At 66.3% G+C, this 19,624-nt stretch carries 14 protein-coding genes; 9 read left to right on the top strand and 5 right to left on the bottom strand.

The features are described 5' to 3' along the window. Window positions 1–108: 108 nt before the first annotated feature. Complete coding sequence (locus HF690_RS13760) at window positions 109–1,308, top strand: DesA family fatty acid desaturase (protein ID WP_168609852.1); 1,200 nt, start codon at window positions 109–111, stop codon at window positions 1,306–1,308. Between the two features lie 320 nt (window positions 1,309–1,628). Here the strand turns inward: HF690_RS13760 and rpmG are convergent, their stop codons facing one another. Further along, window positions 1,629–1,796 carry a 50S ribosomal protein L33 gene (gene rpmG / locus HF690_RS13765; protein WP_425495915.1) on the bottom strand — a complete coding sequence of 56 codons (168 nt, stop codon included), beginning with the start codon at window positions 1,794–1,796 and terminating at the stop codon, window positions 1,629–1,631. A gap of 9 nt (window positions 1,797–1,805) precedes the next feature. Next, a complete protein-coding gene (rpmB, locus tag HF690_RS13770) occupies window positions 1,806–2,042 on the bottom strand; it encodes a 50S ribosomal protein L28 (protein ID WP_113065523.1) in 237 nt (78 codons plus the stop codon). 297 nt (window positions 2,043–2,339) lie between these two features. Between rpmB and secB the strand changes: the two genes are divergently transcribed. The 4 genes from secB to HF690_RS13790 all read left to right on the top strand — a co-directional run bounded on the left by secB (window position 2,340) and on the right by HF690_RS13790 (window position 7,862). Beyond that, window positions 2,340–2,831, top strand: a complete 492-nt coding sequence (secB, locus tag HF690_RS13775) for a protein-export chaperone SecB (RefSeq protein ID WP_113065522.1) — start codon at window positions 2,340–2,342, stop codon at window positions 2,829–2,831. Between the two features lie 10 nt (window positions 2,832–2,841). Further along, the gene (locus tag HF690_RS13780) at window positions 2,842–3,870 is read left to right on the top strand and encodes an NAD(P)H-dependent glycerol-3-phosphate dehydrogenase (protein WP_168609853.1); all 1,029 of its coding nucleotides are present in this window, start codon (window positions 2,842–2,844) and stop codon (window positions 3,868–3,870) included. 95 nt (window positions 3,871–3,965) lie between these two features. After that, window positions 3,966–7,019 carry a DEAD/DEAH box helicase gene (locus HF690_RS13785; protein ID WP_168609854.1) on the top strand — a complete coding sequence of 1,018 codons (3,054 nt, stop codon included), beginning with the start codon at window positions 3,966–3,968 and terminating at the stop codon, window positions 7,017–7,019. A gap of 171 nt (window positions 7,020–7,190) precedes the next feature. Further along, a complete protein-coding gene (locus tag HF690_RS13790) occupies window positions 7,191–7,862 on the top strand; it encodes a phytanoyl-CoA dioxygenase family protein (protein ID WP_168609855.1) in 672 nt (223 codons plus the stop codon). A 4-nt stretch (window positions 7,863–7,866) separates the two neighbouring features. Here HF690_RS13790 and HF690_RS13795 read toward each other — a convergent pair whose 3' ends face one another. From HF690_RS13795 to HF690_RS13805, 3 genes are all read right to left on the bottom strand, one after another. Next, entirely contained in the window at window positions 7,867–8,595 is a 729-nt protein-coding gene (locus tag HF690_RS13795; protein ID WP_168609856.1) for a murein L,D-transpeptidase catalytic domain family protein, read from the bottom strand. A 55-nt stretch (window positions 8,596–8,650) separates the two neighbouring features. Continuing rightward, a complete protein-coding gene (locus tag HF690_RS13800; RefSeq protein ID WP_168609857.1) occupies window positions 8,651–9,685 on the bottom strand; it encodes a L,D-transpeptidase family protein in 1,035 nt (344 codons plus the stop codon). Between the two features lie 221 nt (window positions 9,686–9,906). After that, a complete protein-coding gene (locus tag HF690_RS13805) occupies window positions 9,907–10,590 on the bottom strand; it encodes an HAD family hydrolase (protein WP_113065626.1) in 684 nt (227 codons plus the stop codon). A 309-nt stretch (window positions 10,591–10,899) separates the two neighbouring features. On the opposite strand from HF690_RS13805, the gene HF690_RS13810 reads away from it, so the two are divergent. From HF690_RS13810 to HF690_RS13825, 4 genes are all read left to right on the top strand, one after another. After that, window positions 10,900–11,904 carry a LacI family DNA-binding transcriptional regulator gene (locus HF690_RS13810; RefSeq protein WP_168609858.1) on the top strand — a complete coding sequence of 335 codons (1,005 nt, stop codon included), beginning with the start codon at window positions 10,900–10,902 and terminating at the stop codon, window positions 11,902–11,904. 202 nt (window positions 11,905–12,106) lie between these two features. Next, window positions 12,107–14,677 (top strand): glycoside hydrolase family 3 N-terminal domain-containing protein, encoded by a 2,571-nt coding sequence (locus HF690_RS13815; RefSeq protein WP_168609950.1) that lies wholly within the window; start codon window positions 12,107–12,109, stop codon window positions 14,675–14,677. Between the two features lie 231 nt (window positions 14,678–14,908). Beyond that, window positions 14,909–17,959 carry a TonB-dependent receptor gene (locus HF690_RS13820; RefSeq protein ID WP_168609859.1) on the top strand — a complete coding sequence of 1,017 codons (3,051 nt, stop codon included), beginning with the start codon at window positions 14,909–14,911 and terminating at the stop codon, window positions 17,957–17,959. 119 nt (window positions 17,960–18,078) lie between these two features. Further along, window positions 18,079–19,623, top strand: a complete 1,545-nt coding sequence (locus tag HF690_RS13825) for a tryptophan 7-halogenase (RefSeq protein WP_205300843.1) — start codon at window positions 18,079–18,081, stop codon at window positions 19,621–19,623. Window position 19,624 lies beyond the last annotated feature (1 nt).

A 19,624-nucleotide genomic window follows, 5' to 3' on the forward strand; every position in this document is an offset into this window, starting at 1 on the left:
TGTGGTTCAATGCGATTGACGCCTGACGCATTCCAGCTTCCCTCGCCATGCTGGCGGGTATGGAAGCGCAGCGCGTACACTGACCTCCCGATACTCCGAGACGTACTGATGTTCAACGCTTTTCTCGACTTCGCCGCCCGCGGCCTGACCGGCGCCGGTTGGGTTACCTGGCTGGTCTACGGACTGATCGTCACCCAGCTGACCATCTTCGCCGTCACCCTGTACCTGCATCGCAGCCAGACGCACCGCGGCGTGGACTTCCACCCCGTGATCGCGCATTTCCTGCGCTTCTGGTCGTGGCTGACCACCGGCATGGTGACCAAGGAGTGGGTCGCGATCCATCGCAAGCATCACGCCCTGGTGGAAACCAAGGACGATCCGCACAGCCCGCAGATCTATGGCATCAAGAAAGTGTTCTGGGACGGCGTGAGTCTGTATCGCGAGGCGAGTGAGAACCGCGCCGACATGGAGAAGTACGGTCGCGGCACGCCGGACGACTGGATCGAACGTCATCTGTACAGCGCGCACCCGTACTGGGGGCCGACCCTGATGGCGATCATCAACATCGCGCTGTTCGGCGCGGTGGGTCTGGCCATCTGGGCCATCCAGATGATCTGGATTCCGTTCTGGGCCGCCGGCTTCGTCAACGGCATCGGCCACTGGTGGGGCTACCGCAACTTCGAGAGTTCGGACACCGCCACCAACCTGATCCCGTGGGGCTTCTGGATCGGCGGCGAAGAGCTGCACAACAATCACCACGCCTTCCCCAGCTCGGCCAAGTTCGCGCTGCGCAAGTGGGAATTCGACATTGGCTGGACGGTCATCTGCGGCCTGCGCGCCGTGGGTCTGGCCAAGGTGCTTCGCGTGGCGCCGTCGCTGGACGTGCGTCCGAACGTGAACCTGCCCGACGCCGACACCCTGAAGGCCGTGCTCACGCACCGCTTCCAGGCCATGACCGACTACTACCGCCAGGTCATCGTGCCCACGCTGCGCGAAGAAGCCGCGCACGCCGGCGAGAGCATCAAGGCCGTACCCAAGCGCCTGCGCCGCGCGCTGGCCGACGGCGGTCGCTGGCTGGACCGTGACAAGCGCGCGCAACTGGAAGCCGTGGTCGAGCATCGCCCGCGCCTGCGCGTGGTCTGCGATTACCGCGCCCGCCTGATGGCATTGATGGAGCAGCGCGGCGCCGACGCGGCGTTGAAGGGTCTGCAGCAGTGGATCCGCGAAGCCGAGCAGAGCGGCATCCGCGCCCTGCAGGACTTCGCCCAGCGCCTGAAGGGCTACTCGATCGCCAGCCATCACGCCTGATCGAGGCAAGCGCGATCACGCAATGTGAAAAGGCCCGCTCCGGCGGGCCTTTTTCATACCTGCGGATCCACCCTACCGAGTCGAAGAGGTCACGGCAGGAGCCCCTGCTGCGTATGCGCTCCGAACTCGCATAGTGGCCACCGTTCTCGAGAGTGCACCGTAGACGATACGAAAAAACGGCGGATGGCGGATACTGCCGCGGCCGCCTTCTCGATGCACAAAAAAACAAGGCCCGCCGGTGAGGGCGGGCCTTGTCGGGAAGCATCGATCCCCGCCATAGCGGGTGGATGGAAAGCCGCGCGGAACCGCGCGGCCCGGCATCACTTGATCTTGCCTTCCTTGTAGATGACGTGCTTGCGGACGACGGGATCGAACTTCTTGATCTCCATCTTCTCGGGCATGTTCTTCTTGTTCTTGTTGGTGGTGTAGAAGTGGCCGGTGCCGGCCGACGAAATCAGGCGGATCTTGTCGCGCTTGGAGGGCATGATCTTGTCTCCTTAAACCTTTTCGCCGCGGGCACGCAGGTCGGCGATCACGGCCTCGATGCCGTTCTTGTCGATGGTGCGCAGCGCTTTGCTGGACACACGCAGCTTCACCCAGCGATTTTCGCTGGGCACCCAGAAACGACGCTCATGCAGGTTGGGCAACCAGCGACGGCGCGTCTTGTTGTTGGCATGCGAGACATTGTTGCCGGTCTGCACACGCTTGCCGGTGACTTGGCATACACGGGCCATGATGACCTCCGAATACGGTGTGGACCACCCATTAGCCAGGGCGATTTCGGCCCAGCGACGGCCGTTCGGGCCGTTTGCGGCGTGCTGGAAACCTGCCTCTGCCTGCACGCAGCCGCGTCGCGCGAGGAGCGCCCGAAGAGTCGGACACAGAAAGGCAAGCTCGCCATTATGGCAAACGAAGCAACCTCGCCGCAAGCACGCCCATCACCGCAGAGGCTTCGCCCGGTCGTACACGGCAAGGCAATCTATGGGACAATGCCGCTCTTTCGCATTCGATCATCGCAAGCAGAGAACATCATGGCAGAAGAAATCCAAGCGAACGGCCAGGACCAGGTCGAACTGATCCTGCAGAAGGTCTATCTGAAGGACGCCTCCTTCGAAGCGCCCAACGCGCCCGCCATCTTTCAGCAGATCGGCGAGACCGAGGAACAGCCGCAGGTGCAGCTGAACCTGGGCCACAAGGCGACCAAGCTGGACGAAACCAGCCGCGAGGTCGTGCTGACCCTGACCCTGACCTGCATGCTGGGCGACCAGACCGCCTACCTGGCCGAAGTGCACCAGGCCGGCATCTTCGGCATGGCCGGCTTCTCGGCCGAGGACGAAGAGAACATCATCGGCAGCTACTGCCCCAACGTGCTGTTCCCGTTCGCGCGCCAGACCATCGCCTCGATGATCCAGGATGGTGGCTTCCCGCCGTTCCTGCTGCAGCCGATCAACTTCGACGCCCTGTTCGCCGAACAGCAGCGCCGCCAGGCCGCAGGCGAAGCGGCGCCGACGCTGAACTCCTGAGTCGACGCCCATGACGCAGGCGAAACCGCGCGTCAGCGTGCTCGGCGCCGGCTCCTGGGGCACGGCGCTGGCCGCGTTGCTGGCGCGCAACGGCACGCCCACCACCTTGTGGGGGCGTGATCCGGAGGCACTGACCGAAATGCAGGCGGCGCACCGCAATGTGCGCTACCTGCCGGATCTGGAGCTGCCGGCGGCGCTGTGCTTCGAGCCGGATCTGGCCGCCGCCGTGAAGCAGGCGGACATTGTGCTGATCGCGGTGCCCAGCCACGCCTTCGCGGCGCTGCTGGACCGGATCGCGCCGCTGCTGCCGGCATCGTGCGCGGTCAGCTGGGCTACCAAGGGTTTCGAGCCCGGCACCGGGCGCTTCCTGCACGAACTGGTGGGCGAGCGCCTGCCCGGACGTCCGATGGCCGTCATCACCGGGCCCTCGTTCGCACGCGAGGTGGTCACCGGTCTGCCGACCGCGGTCACCGTGCATGCCTCCGACGCCGATTACGCTCAGCGGCTGGCCGACCTGCTGCACGCACCCGACTTCCGCGCCTACACCGGCAGCGACATGCTCGGCGCCGAACTCGGTGGTGCGATGAAGAACGTGCTGGCCGTCGCCACCGGCGTTGCCGACGGCATGAAACTGGGCCTCAACGCCCGCGCCGGCCTCATCACCCGCGGCATGTACGAGATGCTGCAACTGGGCATCGCGCTCGGCGCACGCCCGGAAACGCTGATGGGACTGTCCGGTCTCGGCGACTTGGTGCTGACCTGCACCGGCGACCTGTCGCGCAATCGCCGCCTGGGCCTTGCGCTGGGTCGCGGCGTGCCGCTCGACGAGGCGATACGCGAGATCGGCCAGGTGGTCGAGAGCGTGGTCACGGCCGACGAAGTCGGTCGCCTGGCCGAACAGCACGGGCTGGACCTGCCGATCGCCTTCGGCGTGCGCGCCGTGCTGCATGGCGACGTCACCCCCGGAGAAGCGCTGCGCACCCTGATGGCGCGCGAACAGAAACCCGAATACGCCAGCGAACTGTTCCCGCCGAACTAGTTCGGTCGCAATTTTTCGTCGAGTTGTGCACCGGTGCTTGCACGCATGGGCGCGCAGGCTGCTAGTCTTGATGTTTTGATCCGCGAGCGAGACGGATGCAGCGACCGACCGGCGAACGTCGGGCCCCGCCCCGGCCACGCAAGGACAAGGATTCGGAACCGCAAGGCGCCGTACCCACGGCTTGGCGTCGACTGCTCGACGGCCGCCCGGCAAGCGTGCCGGAACCGGCCCCCAGCGGCGGCCCCACGCTCGGCCTCTTCCTGGAGATGGTCAACGGCGAGGACCATCCCGGCGCGCGCCTGGAAGTTGCGCCGGTACTCCTCAGCGTCGGCGAGCAGGGTCGCCTGTATCACGCCGTGCCGCTGGACCCGCGTCGTCTCGCACAGACCAAGCTGCCGCCTACCGAGCAGCGCCTGGCAACCAGCCTGCTCGGTCTGCCGCACAGCCAGCGCAAGGGCCGCAACTACGCTCACCTGCACGGCGCCGTCGGCGACGCGTTGCTGACCGAGATCCTCGACACCGCGCCCTGCTTCCTCGGCGGCGTGGCCGGACTGCGCCTCACGCGCGGCAAATCGCACCGACCGGAATGGGTCTGGCAGCTCGACGACAAGGGACTGCAGCACCTGCTGCCGAAACTACCGCATGGACAGCGGCTGCTGCGCATCGGCGCCCCCTGGTATCTGGACCCCGAGAACGCTGCGCTCGGCCTGCTCGAACTCGAGTCCGACGAAGCACGCCTGATCGACGCACCCCCAGTCGCCCCCGAGGACGCCGCGGCCCTGGCCGCCGCTCTGGCCGCCTCGCCGCTGGCCGATCGGATTCCTGCGCCGCACGTCCTCAGCAAGGCCAAATCCGGCAGTCTTGCACCACAGCCCGTGCTGACCCTGCGCGCGCTGACCCGGCATGCCCGACTGGCCGCGGGTACGCCGCCGCTGGCGCACGCCTGTCTCAGCTTCGACTACGGCGGCGAGCGTCTACCCAGCCGCGGCGGCGAGCCGCATGTGCGCCGCGTGCGCGACGGCAAGCTGATCGAGATCACGCGCCAGCGCGCCGACGAACTGGCCGCGATGGAGCGCCTGGAAAACGCTGGTCTCACCCCCGCTGTCGATACCGAGGGACTGCCCTGGGATCTGACCGACACACTGCCCGACGACGCCTGGTTGTTCCCCGGCACCGGCCACACCGGCGCGCTGGAAGTGAACACGCCTGCGCGCTGGATGGCGCTGCGCGGCAAACTCGAGGACGACGGCTTCATCCTCGATTACGACAAGAGCTTTCCGTTCGAGGTGCTGGAAGGTCCCGTGCACTGGTACGGCGAGGCCAGCGCCGGACGCGACGATGACCGCTTCGAGCTGGAAATCGGCATCGAGGTCGACGGCCAGCGCGTCAACCTGCTGCCGGTGGTGGCGCAGGCGCTGGGCGAGCAGCAGATCAGCCTGACGCCGGCCACCAATGAGGCCGAGGATGCAGTCTGGTACGCCCCGGTCGACGATCGCAAGCGCGTGCCCGTGCGTCTGCGCGAACTGCGCGCCATGCTGGCGCCGCTGGCCGAATACCTGGAGAAGCCACGCACCCGCTTGCGCCTGCCGCGCGTGCAGGCCGGACGCCTGGAGGAACTGGCCAAGGCTCTGCCCAGCGACGGCAAGCTGGAAGCGCCCCGCGCACTACGCGGCTTCACCCGCCGCCTGCGCGAAGCCGCCGAGCGCGCCACCGACACCGTGCCGAAGGGCCTCAAGGCCACGTTGCGCGACTACCAGCGCGAAGGCCTGCGCTGGCTCAACGCACTGGACGAGGCCGATGTCGGCGGCGTGCTGGCCGACGACATGGGACTGGGCAAGACCCTGCAGTTGCTGGCGCATCTGCAGACGCTGAAGGAAGCCGACCGGCTCAAGCATCCCGCGCTGATCGTGCTGCCGACCAGCCTGATCCCGAACTGGCAGGCCGAAGCCGCACGCTTCGTGCCCAAGCTCACGGTGCTCACCCTGCACGGCCCGCAGCGCAGCGACCACTTCGCGCGCATCGGCGAGCACGACATCATTCTGACCAGCTACGCCCTGCTGCCGCGCGACCTCGACACCCTGAAACAGCAACGCTTCGAAGTGGTGGTACTGGACGAGGCGCAGCAGGTGAAGAACCCGCGCACGCAGGCCCGCCGCGCGCTGCTCAAACTCAACGCCGGACGCCTGCTGTGTCTGACCGGCACGCCGCTGGAGAATCACCTGGGCGAACTGTGGTCGCAGGTCGATCTGGCCGTGCCCGGTCTGCTCGGCGACGAACGCGCCTTCCGCCGCCACTACCGCGGCCCGATCGAGAAGCAGAACGACGCCGCCTGCCAGCAGCGCCTCAACCAGCGCATCGCACCATTCATCCTGCGCCGCACCAAGGCCGAAGTCGCCTCCGAGCTGCCGGCCAAGACCGAGATCACCCGTCGCGTGGTGCTCGACGGCAAGCAACGCGAGCTCTACGAGAGCCTGCGCCTGTCACTGGCTGACGAGCTGCGCGAAGTCATCGCCCAGCGCGGCATCGAGCACAGCGGCATCATCGTGCTCGACGCGCTGCTGAAACTGCGCCAAGCCTGCTGCGACCCGCGCCTGGTCAAGCTCGAAGCCGCGCGCGGCGTGCGCGAGTCGGCCAAGATGGAGCTGCTGCTGGACATGCTGCCGGCGCTGATCGCCGAAGGCCGAAAAGTGCTGCTTTTCAGCCAGTTCACCGAGATGCTGAAGCTGATCGGCCGCGAACTCGACCGCAAGCGCATCCGCTACGTCACCCTGACCGGCGAGACCCGCGACCGCGCTGAACCCGTGCGCCGCTTCCAGGAAGGCGAAGTGCCGCTGTTCCTGCTCAGCCTCAAGGCCGGCGGCGTCGGTCTCAACCTCACCGCCGCCGACACCGTGATCCACTACGACCCATGGTGGAATCCCGCCGCCGAGGCCCAGGCCGCCGACCGCGCGCATCGCATCGGTCAGGACAAACCGGTGTTCGTGTACAAGCTCATCACCAGCGGCACGGTGGAAGAACGCATCGAAACCATGAAGGTACGCAAGGCCGAACTGGCAGCCGCGGTACTCGAAGGCGGCGGCAGCCGTGATCGGCTGAAGTTCGATCAGGACGACCTCGACGCGTTGCTGGCGGCCGAGGCGCCCAGCTGATCCTTTTCGGCGGATCGCTGTTCCGGCAAAAGGAACCCATGGCGAGCACGCAGGAACCGTGCTCGCCGTCTTCGCAGACACGATCCTCGATTCCAGCCTTCGCCAGCATGATGGTTTGCACGGCAACCTGATCTACCCTGACGGCATCTTCATCACGGGCACTTTCCCAAAGTGATCGAATCCTTCGCGAAAACGGGCTTCGCTCATGTTCCTTCGGTCCTCGACGCGTCCACGTGCAGGGCTCTGTGCGCACAGAGCCCATCGAAAAGCGGCGCAGGTGACCGCTCGCTCCTGCATCAGCCGTGGTGTGCAACGCTCGCCGCTTCACTCCGGGAGCACCCCGCACTGTCTTCTCTGCTGGCCGAAACGCCGGTTGTCGTGCAATGCACGCGCTTCGCCAAGTCGGACAAGCACAACTGGCTGGTGCCCCTGCATCAGGATCTGAGCATTCCCGTGGCCGATCGCATCGACCACCCGGCATGGTCCGGCTGGTCGGAAAAGGACGGCTTGCTGTTCGCACAACCGCCGGTCGATGTGCTCGAAAAGATGGTCGCTGTACGCGTACACCTGGATGTCTGCACCCGGGAAAACGGACCGCTGCGGGTCGTTTCCGGTTCGCATCGTCATGGCCGGCTTGATCTCGCGACAGCCCGCCGGCTTCGCGACCGTATCGGTGAAACATACTGCACTGCAGACACCGGAGACGCCTGGGTCATGCGTCCACTGCTGTTGCACGCCTCATCGAAGGCCGACGGCGAAAGCCATGGCCAACGCCGCGTGCTTCATTTCCTGTTTGGACCAGCCATCCTGCCGCACGGCTTTCGCTGGAATCCCGCAGCGTAATCCCTCAGGGAGCGAGGGCGGACGACGTCCCCGTGGATGCATCTCCGCAATCCACCAGCGTCGGTGCATCGTGCAACCAGTCCTTGTCGGGGTAGTAGGCGAACACCACCGACTGCTTGCGAATGGTGTCGATCAGCGGCTTGGCGACAGACTTGCGCACAGCCGGGCAACCCCAACTGCGGCCGAGACGTCCTTGCGCCTTGGCGAACTGGCGGCTGACGTAGCTCGCGCCGTGGATCACGATGGCGCGCTTTTCGGCCTGATCGTTGAAGCGGCCGTCCAGCCCCTTCAGACGCAATGAGTAACCGTTGTGGCCGACGTAGGTGCCATCGGTGACGAAGGTGCCCAGGCTCGACATTAGGCTGCCTTCACGGTTGGAGAAATGCTTCGCGTACTGCCCGCCGGTATTGCGGCCGTGTGCCACCAGCAGATGGAACAGCACGGAGCGCTGCGAAAGGTCGAACACCCACAGTCGCGGCGTGGTGGAAGGCAGCGAGTAGTCGATCACGCTGAGGGTGCGTACCGTCCTGTGCTTGCGCACGCAGGCCAGGGCGCGCGTGGCCAGCGCGATGACCCGCGGATTGGCCTGCGGCGCCGCCCTTTCCAGGGCCGCGGCCAGCGCATGGCCCGAACCGCCACCGGAGCCGGACGCCTGCGCAAACGCGCCCGTGCCCAGGAATACGAGCAACACGACAAGGCGAAACCACAGGAGACGCGGACTGGGGAAATTCATGTTGGGGCGCGACGGTACAAACGTACTTGTTGGTTATATTTTACCCAGTTCTGTATCAGGGGTGCGTGAGACGCTTCGAATCCGAGCGTTTTGTTCGTTCAGCGCGATCCGCCGGCTTCACCGATCCGGATTGCAGCAGCGCGCCGTAGACCGGGTGTGGCGCACGGCCATAACCGGGCAGATCGGTCACCAACACCGTAGTGCCCGGACGCAGCATCTCGCGCAGACCGCGGCCGAAGCTCTGCGACAATTGAACATGACGCGCCAGTTGATCGGGATCCGGTACCGGCCCGGCGCCCAGAATGCGATAGCCGGTCCAACGAGGCTGCGCGGACGCATCGCCCTCGCGATCGGCGCCCATGACATAGAGCAGCATCCCGCGCAGGGACAATCCCGGGACCAGCGTCACCGGCGCATGTGCGACCAGTCGACCATTGCGCAATACATAGGCCATGCCGTCCGTCGTGCTGACGACGATGCTCACGGGAGCATCCGCATCGGCATCCTGCTCCGGGTTCGCCTCGAACGGGCTGCCCAGCAGCATCACGGGCTGCCCGGCCAGATCGATCGGCGCCACCGCAGACGGATGCACAACTGTGGCCGGCGAGACGCGCGCATCGGCCACGACTACCACGTCGCCACGCCGCGTGGCGCCGTACAGCCGGCTGGCGAACGCCGACGGCAAGCGGACGCAGCCGTGCGAAGCAGCATGCCCCGGGAGCGAACCCGCGTGCAGCGCCACGCCATCCCAGGTCAGGCGTTGCATGTACGGCATCGGCGCGTCGTCGTAGAGATTCGAGTAATGCTGGCGTTTCTTCTGCAGGATCGTGTACACGCCGGTCGGCGTCTCGTAGCCCGGTTTGCCCGAGCTGATCGGACTGACGCCGATGGCCACACCGTTGCGGTAGGCGTACAGCTGCTGCTCGTCCAGACTGACCACAATCACCAGCGGCCCCGCGGGGGCCAGCTCGGGATGCCAGAAATAGTCGAGCGCGGCGCGATGCGCCACGGCAGGTCCGGCCAGCGCCAGCAGCAAGCAGAGCAGCACACCCTGCGCAACGGCCCGCAGCACGCTGGTCGGAGCGGTCATCGTTTCTCTCGAATGGATCAGACCCGGCTTCATATCTTCAGCCTACGCTCCTGCCGTTCCGGCGTCATGACGCGTATCGTGCCTCGCGAGACACCGGACATGCGAACAATGAGCATCGCAGAAGCTCCTTGTTCACCGAAGCTCGATCGCACCATGCATGCGCCCGACACGGCGCAAGAGAGAAGGTCGAACCGGGCATCGTTGCGCCCGCTCCATGCTACTCAACGCCGCGCGGCGACCTCGTCAATGTGCAGGAGCAGGTCGGCCGGGTCCTCGTAGACACGGAACGCGCCGGCGCTCTGCAGTTCCTCGGCGCCATAGCCGCCGGACAGCAGGCCCACGCCGAGCCCACGCGCACGCTTCGCCGCGAGCATGTCCCAGATGCTGTCGCCGATGATCAGTGCGTCCTGAATGTCCACGTCCAGCCGTTCGGCCGCGGCCAGAAACAGGTCCGGATCGGGCTTGGCGAAACGCACCTGATCGCGCGTAACCACGGGCACGCGCGCCGGGTCGACGCCCAGCGCTTCGAGATTGTGCGCCGCAGTCTCCATGCGACCGCTGGTAGCGACGGCCCACGGCAATTCCTGCTCGGTGAGGTAGGTCAGCAGTTCACGCGCGCCGGGCAGCGGACGGATCGCGCCCTCGCCAGCCTGACGCTGGTAGGCCTCGGCATGGAAACGGCGCAGACGCTCTACGCGCTCCTCGGTGATGTCGACGCCGGTTTCGCGCAGTAGGATGTTGGTGAACAGGCCGCCGCTCATGCCGATCTTGCGGTGGATGCGCCACACGGACAGTTCAATGCCCTCACGATCCAGCGCCTGTTTCCAGGCCAGAACGTGCTGATAGACGCTATCGACCAGGGTGCCGTCGAGATCGAACAGGAAGGCGGTATCGGGGCGGGGCATCATGCGACTCCGGGTTCGAGGGAACCTTCATGATCGCGCACTCTGTGCAAAGCGCAATCGCGCGCCCACGGCCCTGCACGGGCTTCGTTCAGGCGCTTCCTGGACGCAATGATTTCCTCGTGACAACAAAGATACTGGCTGCATGATCGATGATTTTCAGCACTTTTAGTTACCTGGATGCGGCATTAATCACCGAATGCAGCCGATTGTCGCCGTTCACGTCTGTTTGAGACCCTCGCCTTGTGCTGACGAAAGTTTGAACGCATAGTGCCGCCTGCGGCCTGCCCGGCCACGCCTGGAAAGCCACACATGCGGGTACGTCTCGAAGACGTCGCGCGCGCGGCGGGAGTTTCCCCCAAGACCGTTTCGCGTGTGCTCAACGACGAAGCCAATGTGCGCGAGTCGACGCGGGAGCGCGTGCGCGCCGTGGTCGCCGAGCTCAACTACCGTCCGCACCTTTCTGCCCGCAGTCTGGCCAGCAATCACTCCTACACGGTCGCCACACTGTACGACAATCCGTCGTCGAGCTACCTCACCGAGGTCCAGGACGGCGTGCTGGAAGCCTGCGACCAGCGCCACTACAGCATGCTGGTGCGCCCACTCGACACCGAGGCGCCGGACTTCGTCGAACGCGTGGACACGCTGATCTCCGCGCATCGCCCCGACGGTCTGGTGCTGACGCCGCCGGTCAGCGACCATCCCGGCCTGCTGCAGCGGCTGCACGAACGCAACGTCATCTACGCCAGCGTGTCGCCGAAACAGCGCGCCGACACCATCGGCGTGTACATGGACGAGCAGGAGGCCGCGCGCGAAATCGTCACGCACCTGATCCAGCTCGGCCATCGCCGCATCGCCCATGCCATCGGCCACACCGTGCACGGCGCCGGCACATGGCGTCTGGCCGGCTACCGGCAAGCGCTCACGGACGCGGGCATTCCGGTCGAACCAGCGCTGGTGGTGCAGGGCGACTTCTCGTTCGATTCCGGCGTGCAGGCCGCGCGGCAACTGCTCGCACTGGAAAGGCCGCCGACCGCGATCTTCGCCGGCAACGACGACATGGCCTCGGGCGTGCTCTGGGCCGCCAACGAGCACGGCCTCTCGATTCCGAACGACCTGTCCGTCTGCGGCTTCGACGACGTGCCGATCTCGCGTCAGGTCTGGCCGACGCTGACCACCGTGCACCAGCCGGCGCGCGACATGGGCCGCATTGCCTGCCAGCAGTTGCTGGACGTCCTGCGCGGGCAGGGTCCCGGCCGCATGGTGCAGGTGCCATATGCGTTGAAGCTACGGGCTTCCACCGCTCCACCACGCTGAGCGAACACCCCCGCCGTAAGTCGCAGAAAGTCTGTAACTCATCGTGAAAACGGATGTAACGCCGTGTGAAAACGGTCACGCTCCGGTTTGACAGCGCTGTCATACGGGAGTAAACATCGGCCCCACGCGTCTGCGGAGCTCGGGGAGGAGCACCGTCCGCGTGGGGAGGGGCCGATTAAGCAAAACGCCCCGAAACGAACCGATATCGGGGAATCTCGTGCGTTCCAGCAGTGCTTGTTTTCGTGCCTCCGTGCGTCTGGCGTTCGCCGGCGTGTTGCTCTCGCTGGCCGGTGCCGCCCTGGCCAAGGGTCCTCAACCGGCCCCCGCCTCCACCGTCGTGCATCCGCAGATCTGGCCCCGGGTGACGCCGGCGCTGCCGCCCGACCCCGCGCTCGAAAAGCGCATCCACGACCTGATGGCACACATGTCGCTGCGCCAGAAAGTCGGCCAGCTGGTCATGGCCGACATCACCACCATCAAGCCCGAGGATCTGGCGACCTACCCGATCGGCTCGATTCTGGCCGGCGGCAACAGTGGCGCCTACGGCGACGAGTTCGCCTCGCCGACAAAGTGGCGCAAGCTGGTCGACGCGTTCCACCGCGCGGCGATGGCGCACGCACCGGCCGGCCACCCGGCGATCCCGGTGCTGTTTGGCATCGACGCCGTGCACGGCAACAACAATCTGGTCGGCGCCACGCTGTTTCCCCAGAACAGCGCGCTGGGCGCGACCCGCGACCCGGCGCTGGTGAAGGCCATCGGCGCGGCCACCGCCGCTGAGACACGCGCCGTCGACATCGACTGGACCTTCGCACCGACCCTGGCGGTCCCGCAGAACGACCGCTGGGGCCGCACCTACGAGGGCTTCTCGCAGAATCCGTCCGTGGTCGCCGAGCTGGGCGCCGCCGAAGTGCGCGGCCTGCAGGGCGACCCGGGCAGCAAGGACTTCCTCGGCGCGCATCACGTGATCGCCACAGCCAAGCATTTCCTCGGCGACGGCGGCACCCACGACGGCAAGGATCAGGGTGACACCGAGGTCAGCGAACAGGTACTGCGCGACGTGCACGGCGCCGGCTACGTATCCACCATCGCCGCCGGTGTGCAGACCGTGATGGCTTCGTTCTCCAGCTGGAACGGCGAGAAGATGCACGGCAACCACGGCTTGCTGACCGACGTGCTGAAAAAGCGCATGGGCTTCGACGGTCTGGTGGTCGGCGACTGGAACGCGCACGGCCAGCTCGAAGGCTGCACCAACGCCAGCTGCCCGAAAGCGATCAACGCCGGCGTCGATGTGCTGATGACGCCGGAAGACTGGCGCGCGCTGTTCGCCAACACGCTCAAGCAAGTTCAGAACGGCCAAATTTCGAAGGCGCGCCTGGACGACGCCGTGGCCCGCGTGCTGCGCGTGAAGCTGCGCGCCGGCGCGTTCGACCGTCAGGCGGCCGACGCCGGCAAGACGCCGCTGTCCGTGATCGGCTCGCCGGCCCATCGTGCGCTAGCGCGCCGCGCTGTGCGCGAGTCGCTGGTGCTGCTGAAGAACAAGGGGGGCATCCTGCCGCTGAACCCGCACCAGCGCGTGCTGGTCGCGGGCGACGGTGCCAACAGCGTGTCCAAGCAGTCCGGCGGCTGGACCATCACCTGGCAGGGCACCGGTGTGACCCCGGCCGACTTTCCCAATGCACAGTCGATCTGGTCGGGCCTGAAACAGCAGATCACCGCCGCCGGCGGTCACGCCGAACTGGCGGTCGACGGCGCCTTCAAGACCAAGCCCGATGTCGCCATCGTGGTGTTCGGCGAGAACCCGTACGCCGAGTTCCAGGGCGACCGCAAGAACTTCGCCTTCGACGACAACCGCGGCCGCGACCTGGATCTCATCAAGAAGCTGCGCGGCGAGGGCATCCCGGTTGTCGCTGTGTTCCTGGCCGGCCGCCCGCTGTGGGTGAACCGCGAGATCAACGCGTCCAATGCCTTCGTCATGGCCTGGCTGCCCGGCTCGGAAGGCGGCGGCGTGGCCGACGTGCTGCTGCGCAAGCCCGATGGCACGGTGCAACACGACTTCCACGGCAAGCTTTCGTTCGCCTGGCCGCGCACCGCGGTGCAGGTGGCGCAGACCGCGGACGATCCGCAATACCCGTACGGCTTCGGCCTGACCTACGAAGACCGCGACATCGCCGGTCCGCTGCCGGAGAAGTCCGGGCTGGTCGGCCAGCAGTATCCGACCGGGCTGTACCTCGACCACGGCAAGGCGGTCGGCAAGTTCCGCCTGATGCTGACCACGCCGGCCGGCGTTCCCCAGGCCGTGACCAGCGTACCGTCGCAGAGTGGTGACGGCGCGGTGCGCATCACCGGCGTCGACTACAGGGCCCAGGAAGACGCGCGCCGCGTGATGTGGAAGAAGCCCGGCGGCACGCTGGCGCTGACCACGCAGGCGTCGGTCGACCTGGACCGCCAGACCAGCGGCGACGTGATGCTGGTGATGACCCTGCGCACGGACGCCGTGCCGGCTTCCGGCACGGTCACACTCGGCGTCACCCAGGCCGACGGAGCCACCGTCGGCGTGCCGTTCCGCGCCGCGCTGGCGAAACTGCCGAACAAGCACTGGATGACCGTCGCGCTACCGCTGAAATGCTTCCGCGAGGCCGGCGCGCACATGGGCGCGGTCACCGCACCGTTCGTGCTGTCCAGTGATGCGCCTCTGGACCTGGCGCTGTCGAAGATCGAACTGAATTCGCACGCGGACACGGTGCTTGCATGCCCCGCGGCCGCCATGCACTGACGCGACGCCAACGAACGCCTTCATGCACGGCGTCGCTTCAGGGGGACATTCCGCACCACGCGTCATGCCAACAAGCGCCCACCGGTCCACCCACAACAAGTACAGGGCGCGTCACAGAAGATCGAAAGATCGAAGGAGGGGAACCATGAGCAAGAACCACCGATCCACAGTGCACAACGCACCGGCGCCGGACGGCCAGACCGTACGGCGATGTGCGCGGGGAGGCCAACCATGAAGCAACACAAGCATCTGCCGCATCGTCGTCTGCTGGTCTCCGCCGTGCTGATGGCGCTGGCAGGCACCGTGTCGGCGCAATCGGCGCAGAACAACAACAACGGCAACACACAGGATCAATCGTCCATCGCCTCCAAGGCCAAGGCCAAGGCGAAGAACGATCCGACCAAGCTGCAGGCCGTGGTCGTGCAGGGCAGCATCTCGGCATCCCTGCAGTCGTCGATGAACCTCAAGCGCTATTCCGACGGCATCGTTGACGGCATCGTCGCCGAGGACATCGGCAAGTTCCCCGACACCAACCTCGCCGAAGCACTACAGCGCGTCTCGGGCGTGTCCATCGACCGCGTCAACGGCGAGGGCTCCAAGGTCACCGTCCGCGGCGTCGGCCCGGACTACAACCTGGTGCTGCTGAACGGCCGCCAGATGCCGACGGCGGACATCAACGACACCAGTGCCTCGAACTCGCGCGCGTTCGATTTCTCCAACCTCGCCGCCGAGGCGATCTCGGAAATCGACGTCTACAAGACCAGCCGCGCCAGCACGCCCGCCGGCGGCATCGGCGCGACCATCAACATCAAGACGGCGCGTCCGTTCGACCACCCCGGCACACACGGCAGCTTCGGCGTGAAGGGCGTGTGGGACACGTCCAACAACAATATCCCCGGCTCGCTCAAGCAGGGCAGCACCATGACGCCGGAACTGTCCGGCATCTTCAGCACCACTTCGGCGGACGGCCGCTTCGGCATCGGTGTGAGCGGCAGCTACCAGGTACGCGACTACGGCTTCAGCCAGGTCAAGACCGACAGCGGCTGGCGCACCTTCCACGGCGACGAGAACAACTGGGGCACGATCCCGCAGCCGGGTCAGCCCGGTTCGGAGAACATCACCAACCGTCCCGGTCCGAACGACGTCTACTCGGTGCCGCAGAACCTCAACTACAGCGTCACCGGCGTGCGCCGCGAGCGCACCAACGGCCAGGTGGTGTTCCAGTACAAGCCGACGGACAACCTGACCACCACGCTGGACTACACCTACTCCGAGCAGAAGGTGCAGCAGCAGCGCAACGAGATGTCGGTGTGGTTCAACTTCGGTCCCTCGACCAGCTCCTGGACCGACGGTCCGGTGGCCGCGCCGCTGGTGTACTCGGAAATCATCAATCCGGCCAACAGCGATCTGGCCATGGGCGGCGGCGAGAGCGCTACCAAGAACCAGAACAAGTCGCTGGGCTTCAACGCGGCCTGGAAGGTGACCGACGACCTGAACCTGGGTCTGGACATGCACCACTCCACCGCGGTGGCCGGCCCCGACAGTCCGTACGGGTCCAACAACGTGCTGGGCACCGCCGGCTTCTTCCGCGGCACCACCACGGCGGACTACAACGGCAGCTTCCCGGTGCTGAACGTGCAGCTGCCGGCCGGCATGACGCAGATCGATCCGTCGCAGATGCTGGTCACCGGCTCGTCGTTCCGCAACAGCTACCAGAAGATGAAGATCGACCAGATCCAGCTGTCGGGCGACTTCACCTTCCCGGACTACTCGCGCCTGGACTTCGGCATCGACCAGACCGACATGCATGACCGTTCGGCGTTCTCGAACGTGCAGCTGGATACCTGGGGCGGCGCCACCAGCGCGGCCGACTATCCGGACTCGGTCTGGCACCTGGATCACATGGGCCAGTACTTCGACCAGTTCAACCGGCACAACGATCCGAACTTCACCGACGCCTTCTTCACCTGGAACTTCGATCAGGTGCGACAGCTGGCCGCCGATGCCTGGGCTCGCGCCGGCAACGATCCGAAGGACTACCAGGCTTCGCCCATCTACACCACCGACCGCCGCGTACATGAGAAGTCGCGCAGCGCCTACCTGCAGTGGAGCCAGACCTGGGACACGGCCGTGCCGATCAGCCTCGCCGTGGGCGTGCGTTACGAGAAGACCGACGTCACTTCCGAAGCGCTGGTGCCCACCGCGACCGGCATTTCGTGGGGCTCGGTCAACGAATTCTCGCTGCTGCAGAACGGTTCCGGCTTCACGCGCCTGTCCGGCTCGTATCGCTACTTCCTGCCGGACATCGACCTCAGCTTCGACCTGACCGACGAGATGAAGCTGCGCCTGAGCTACGGCGAGACCATCGGCCGACCGGGCTGGGGCGACATCCAGGGCGGACAGACGCTGGACACCCTGGTGCGCGTGGACGGCGGCACCGGTTCGCAGGGCAATCCCGGCCTGAAACCGCTGCTGTCGCACAACATCGATCTGTCCTATGCGTGGTACTACGGCGACAACAGCTACTTCTCCGTCGCGTACTTCCGCAAGAACATCGACAACTACATCGGCACCACGCAGATCACCCAGCAGCCGTTCAACCTGCACACGCCGGTCGGCGGCGCGTACTGGAACGACGCTATCGGCAACGGCTGCGCCTCGACCGACCTGCAGTGCATCCGCAACTACATCTTCACCAACTACGCCGGCGCACCGGGCGTGACGGTGACGGGCACGGACACCAACGGCAACCTCACCGGCACCATCGTCGGCCAGCCGAACGATCCGGTGGCGAACTTCCGCGTCACCACGCCGGCCAACCAGAAGTCGGCCACGCTGGACGGCTGGGAGTTCACGGTCCAGCAGATGCTCGGCAAGACCGGCTTCGGCGTGGCGGCGAACTACACCATCGTCAACTCCGGACTGACCTACGACAACCGCGTCATCGGTCAGCAGTTCGCACTGGTGGGTCTGAGCAACTCGGCCAACTTCGTCGGCTTCTACGAGAAGGGACCCTGGCAGGCGCGCATCGCGTACAACTGGCGCGACAAGTTCCTGACCAGCCTGTTCGATGGCACCGGCCCGAACCCGATCTACACCGCGCCGTACGGCCAGTGGGATCTCAGCGCCACGTACAACGTGACCGACCGGTTCTCGCTGTCGCTTGAAGGCATCAACATCACCAACCGGACGCAGCGGCAGTACAGCCGCAACATCCATCAGCTGGAGTACGCCACGCAGACCGGACCGCGCTACATGATCGGCGCGCGGTACAAGTTCTGATGCACGACCGCCCACCGACAGCCTATGCTGCCGGTGGGCACGCATGATTCGCGGGCCGCAGCATTCGGGCGGCCCGCATGTTCGACCGAGGTAGGGCATGGCATCGCGGGAAAGCAACGGTGAGTGAGGCGATCACGCGGATCGTCATCGTCGGCGGCGGATCGGCCGGCTGGCTGACGGCCGCCGTGCTCGCGGCCGAACACGGTGCGGCAGGTTCGGTATCGATCACGGTGATCGAGTCCCCCGACGTACCCACCGTCGGCGTCGGCGAGGGCACCTGGCCGACGATGCGCGACACCCTGCGTCGCATCGGCGTCGCCGAGACGGACTTCATCCGCGCCTGCGATGCCACCTTCAAGCAAGGCTCCCAATTCGTCGGCTGGGTCGACGGCAAAGATCACGACGCCTACCTGCATCCGTTCGTGCTGCCACAGGGCTTCCTCGACGCCAACCTGGTGGCCGGCTGGATGCAGAGCGACGCGCGCTACGCCGACATGGTCAGCTTCCAGCCGCACCTGTGCGCGGCGGGCAAGGCGCCCAAGCAACTGGCCACGCCCGAATACGCCGCGGTCGCCAACTACGCCTATCACCTGGACGCCGGCAAGTTCGGCGTCTTCCTGCGCACGCACTGCACCGAAACGCTGGGCGTGCGCCATCTCGCCGATCACGTGCTGGCGGTGAATGCCGCCGACAACGGCGACATCGCCTCGCTGCAGACGCGCGACCACAGCTCCCTGGAAGGCGACCTCTTCATCGACTGCACCGGCGGCCGCGCGCTGCTGCTGGGGCAGCACTACGGCATCGATTCGATCGGCGTGCGAGACGTACTGTTCAACGACCGCGCCGTCGCCGTGCAGGTACCCTACGCCTCGGCCGATGCGCCGATCGCCTGCCAGACGATTTCCACCGCGCAGCGCGACGGCTGGACCTGGGACATCGGCCTGTCCGCACGACGCGGCGTGGGCCTGGTCTACGCCAGCGAGCACACCGACGACGACGCGGCCGAAGCCGCCCTTTTCGACTACGTCGAAGCCTCCGGCGGACCGCCCGCAGCACAACTGCCGACGCCTGCGCGCATCGCCTTCGAACCCGGCTACCGGCGTGTGTCCTGGCACCGCAATTGCGTCGCCGTCGGCATGGCCGCCGGCTTCGTCGAGCCGCTGGAAGCCTCGTCGCTGGCACTGGTCGAACTCGCCGCCGCGTCGCTGGCCGACCAGCTGCCGGCGACGCGCGCCGACATGGACCTGGTCGCGCGCCGCTTCAACGAAGCCTTCGCCTACCGCTGGCAGCGTGTGATCGATTTCCTGAAACTGCACTACGCCTTGTCGCAACGCGACGATTCGGCCTACTGGCGGCGCCATCGCCGCGACGACACGCTGCCCGACTCGCTACGCGACCTGCTGCAGCTCTGGCGCACGCAGCCGCCCTCGCGCTACGACCTGGTGCGGGTCGAAGAGGTGTTTCCCTCGGCCAGCTACCATTACATTCTGTACGGCATGGGTTTCCGACCGCAGCTGCGCGCCGGCCGTGCCTCCGACGACATTCGCCGCGCGGCGATGCATTTTCGCGAAGCCGCCGACCTGGCCCGCCGCATGCTGCCGGCGCTGCCTACCCACCGCGAACTGATCGACCACATCCACGCCCACGGCCTGCCGAAGATCTGAT

Source organism: Oleiagrimonas citrea (assembly GCF_012395255.1).
GTDB lineage: Bacteria > Pseudomonadota > Gammaproteobacteria > Xanthomonadales > Rhodanobacteraceae > Oleiagrimonas > Oleiagrimonas citrea.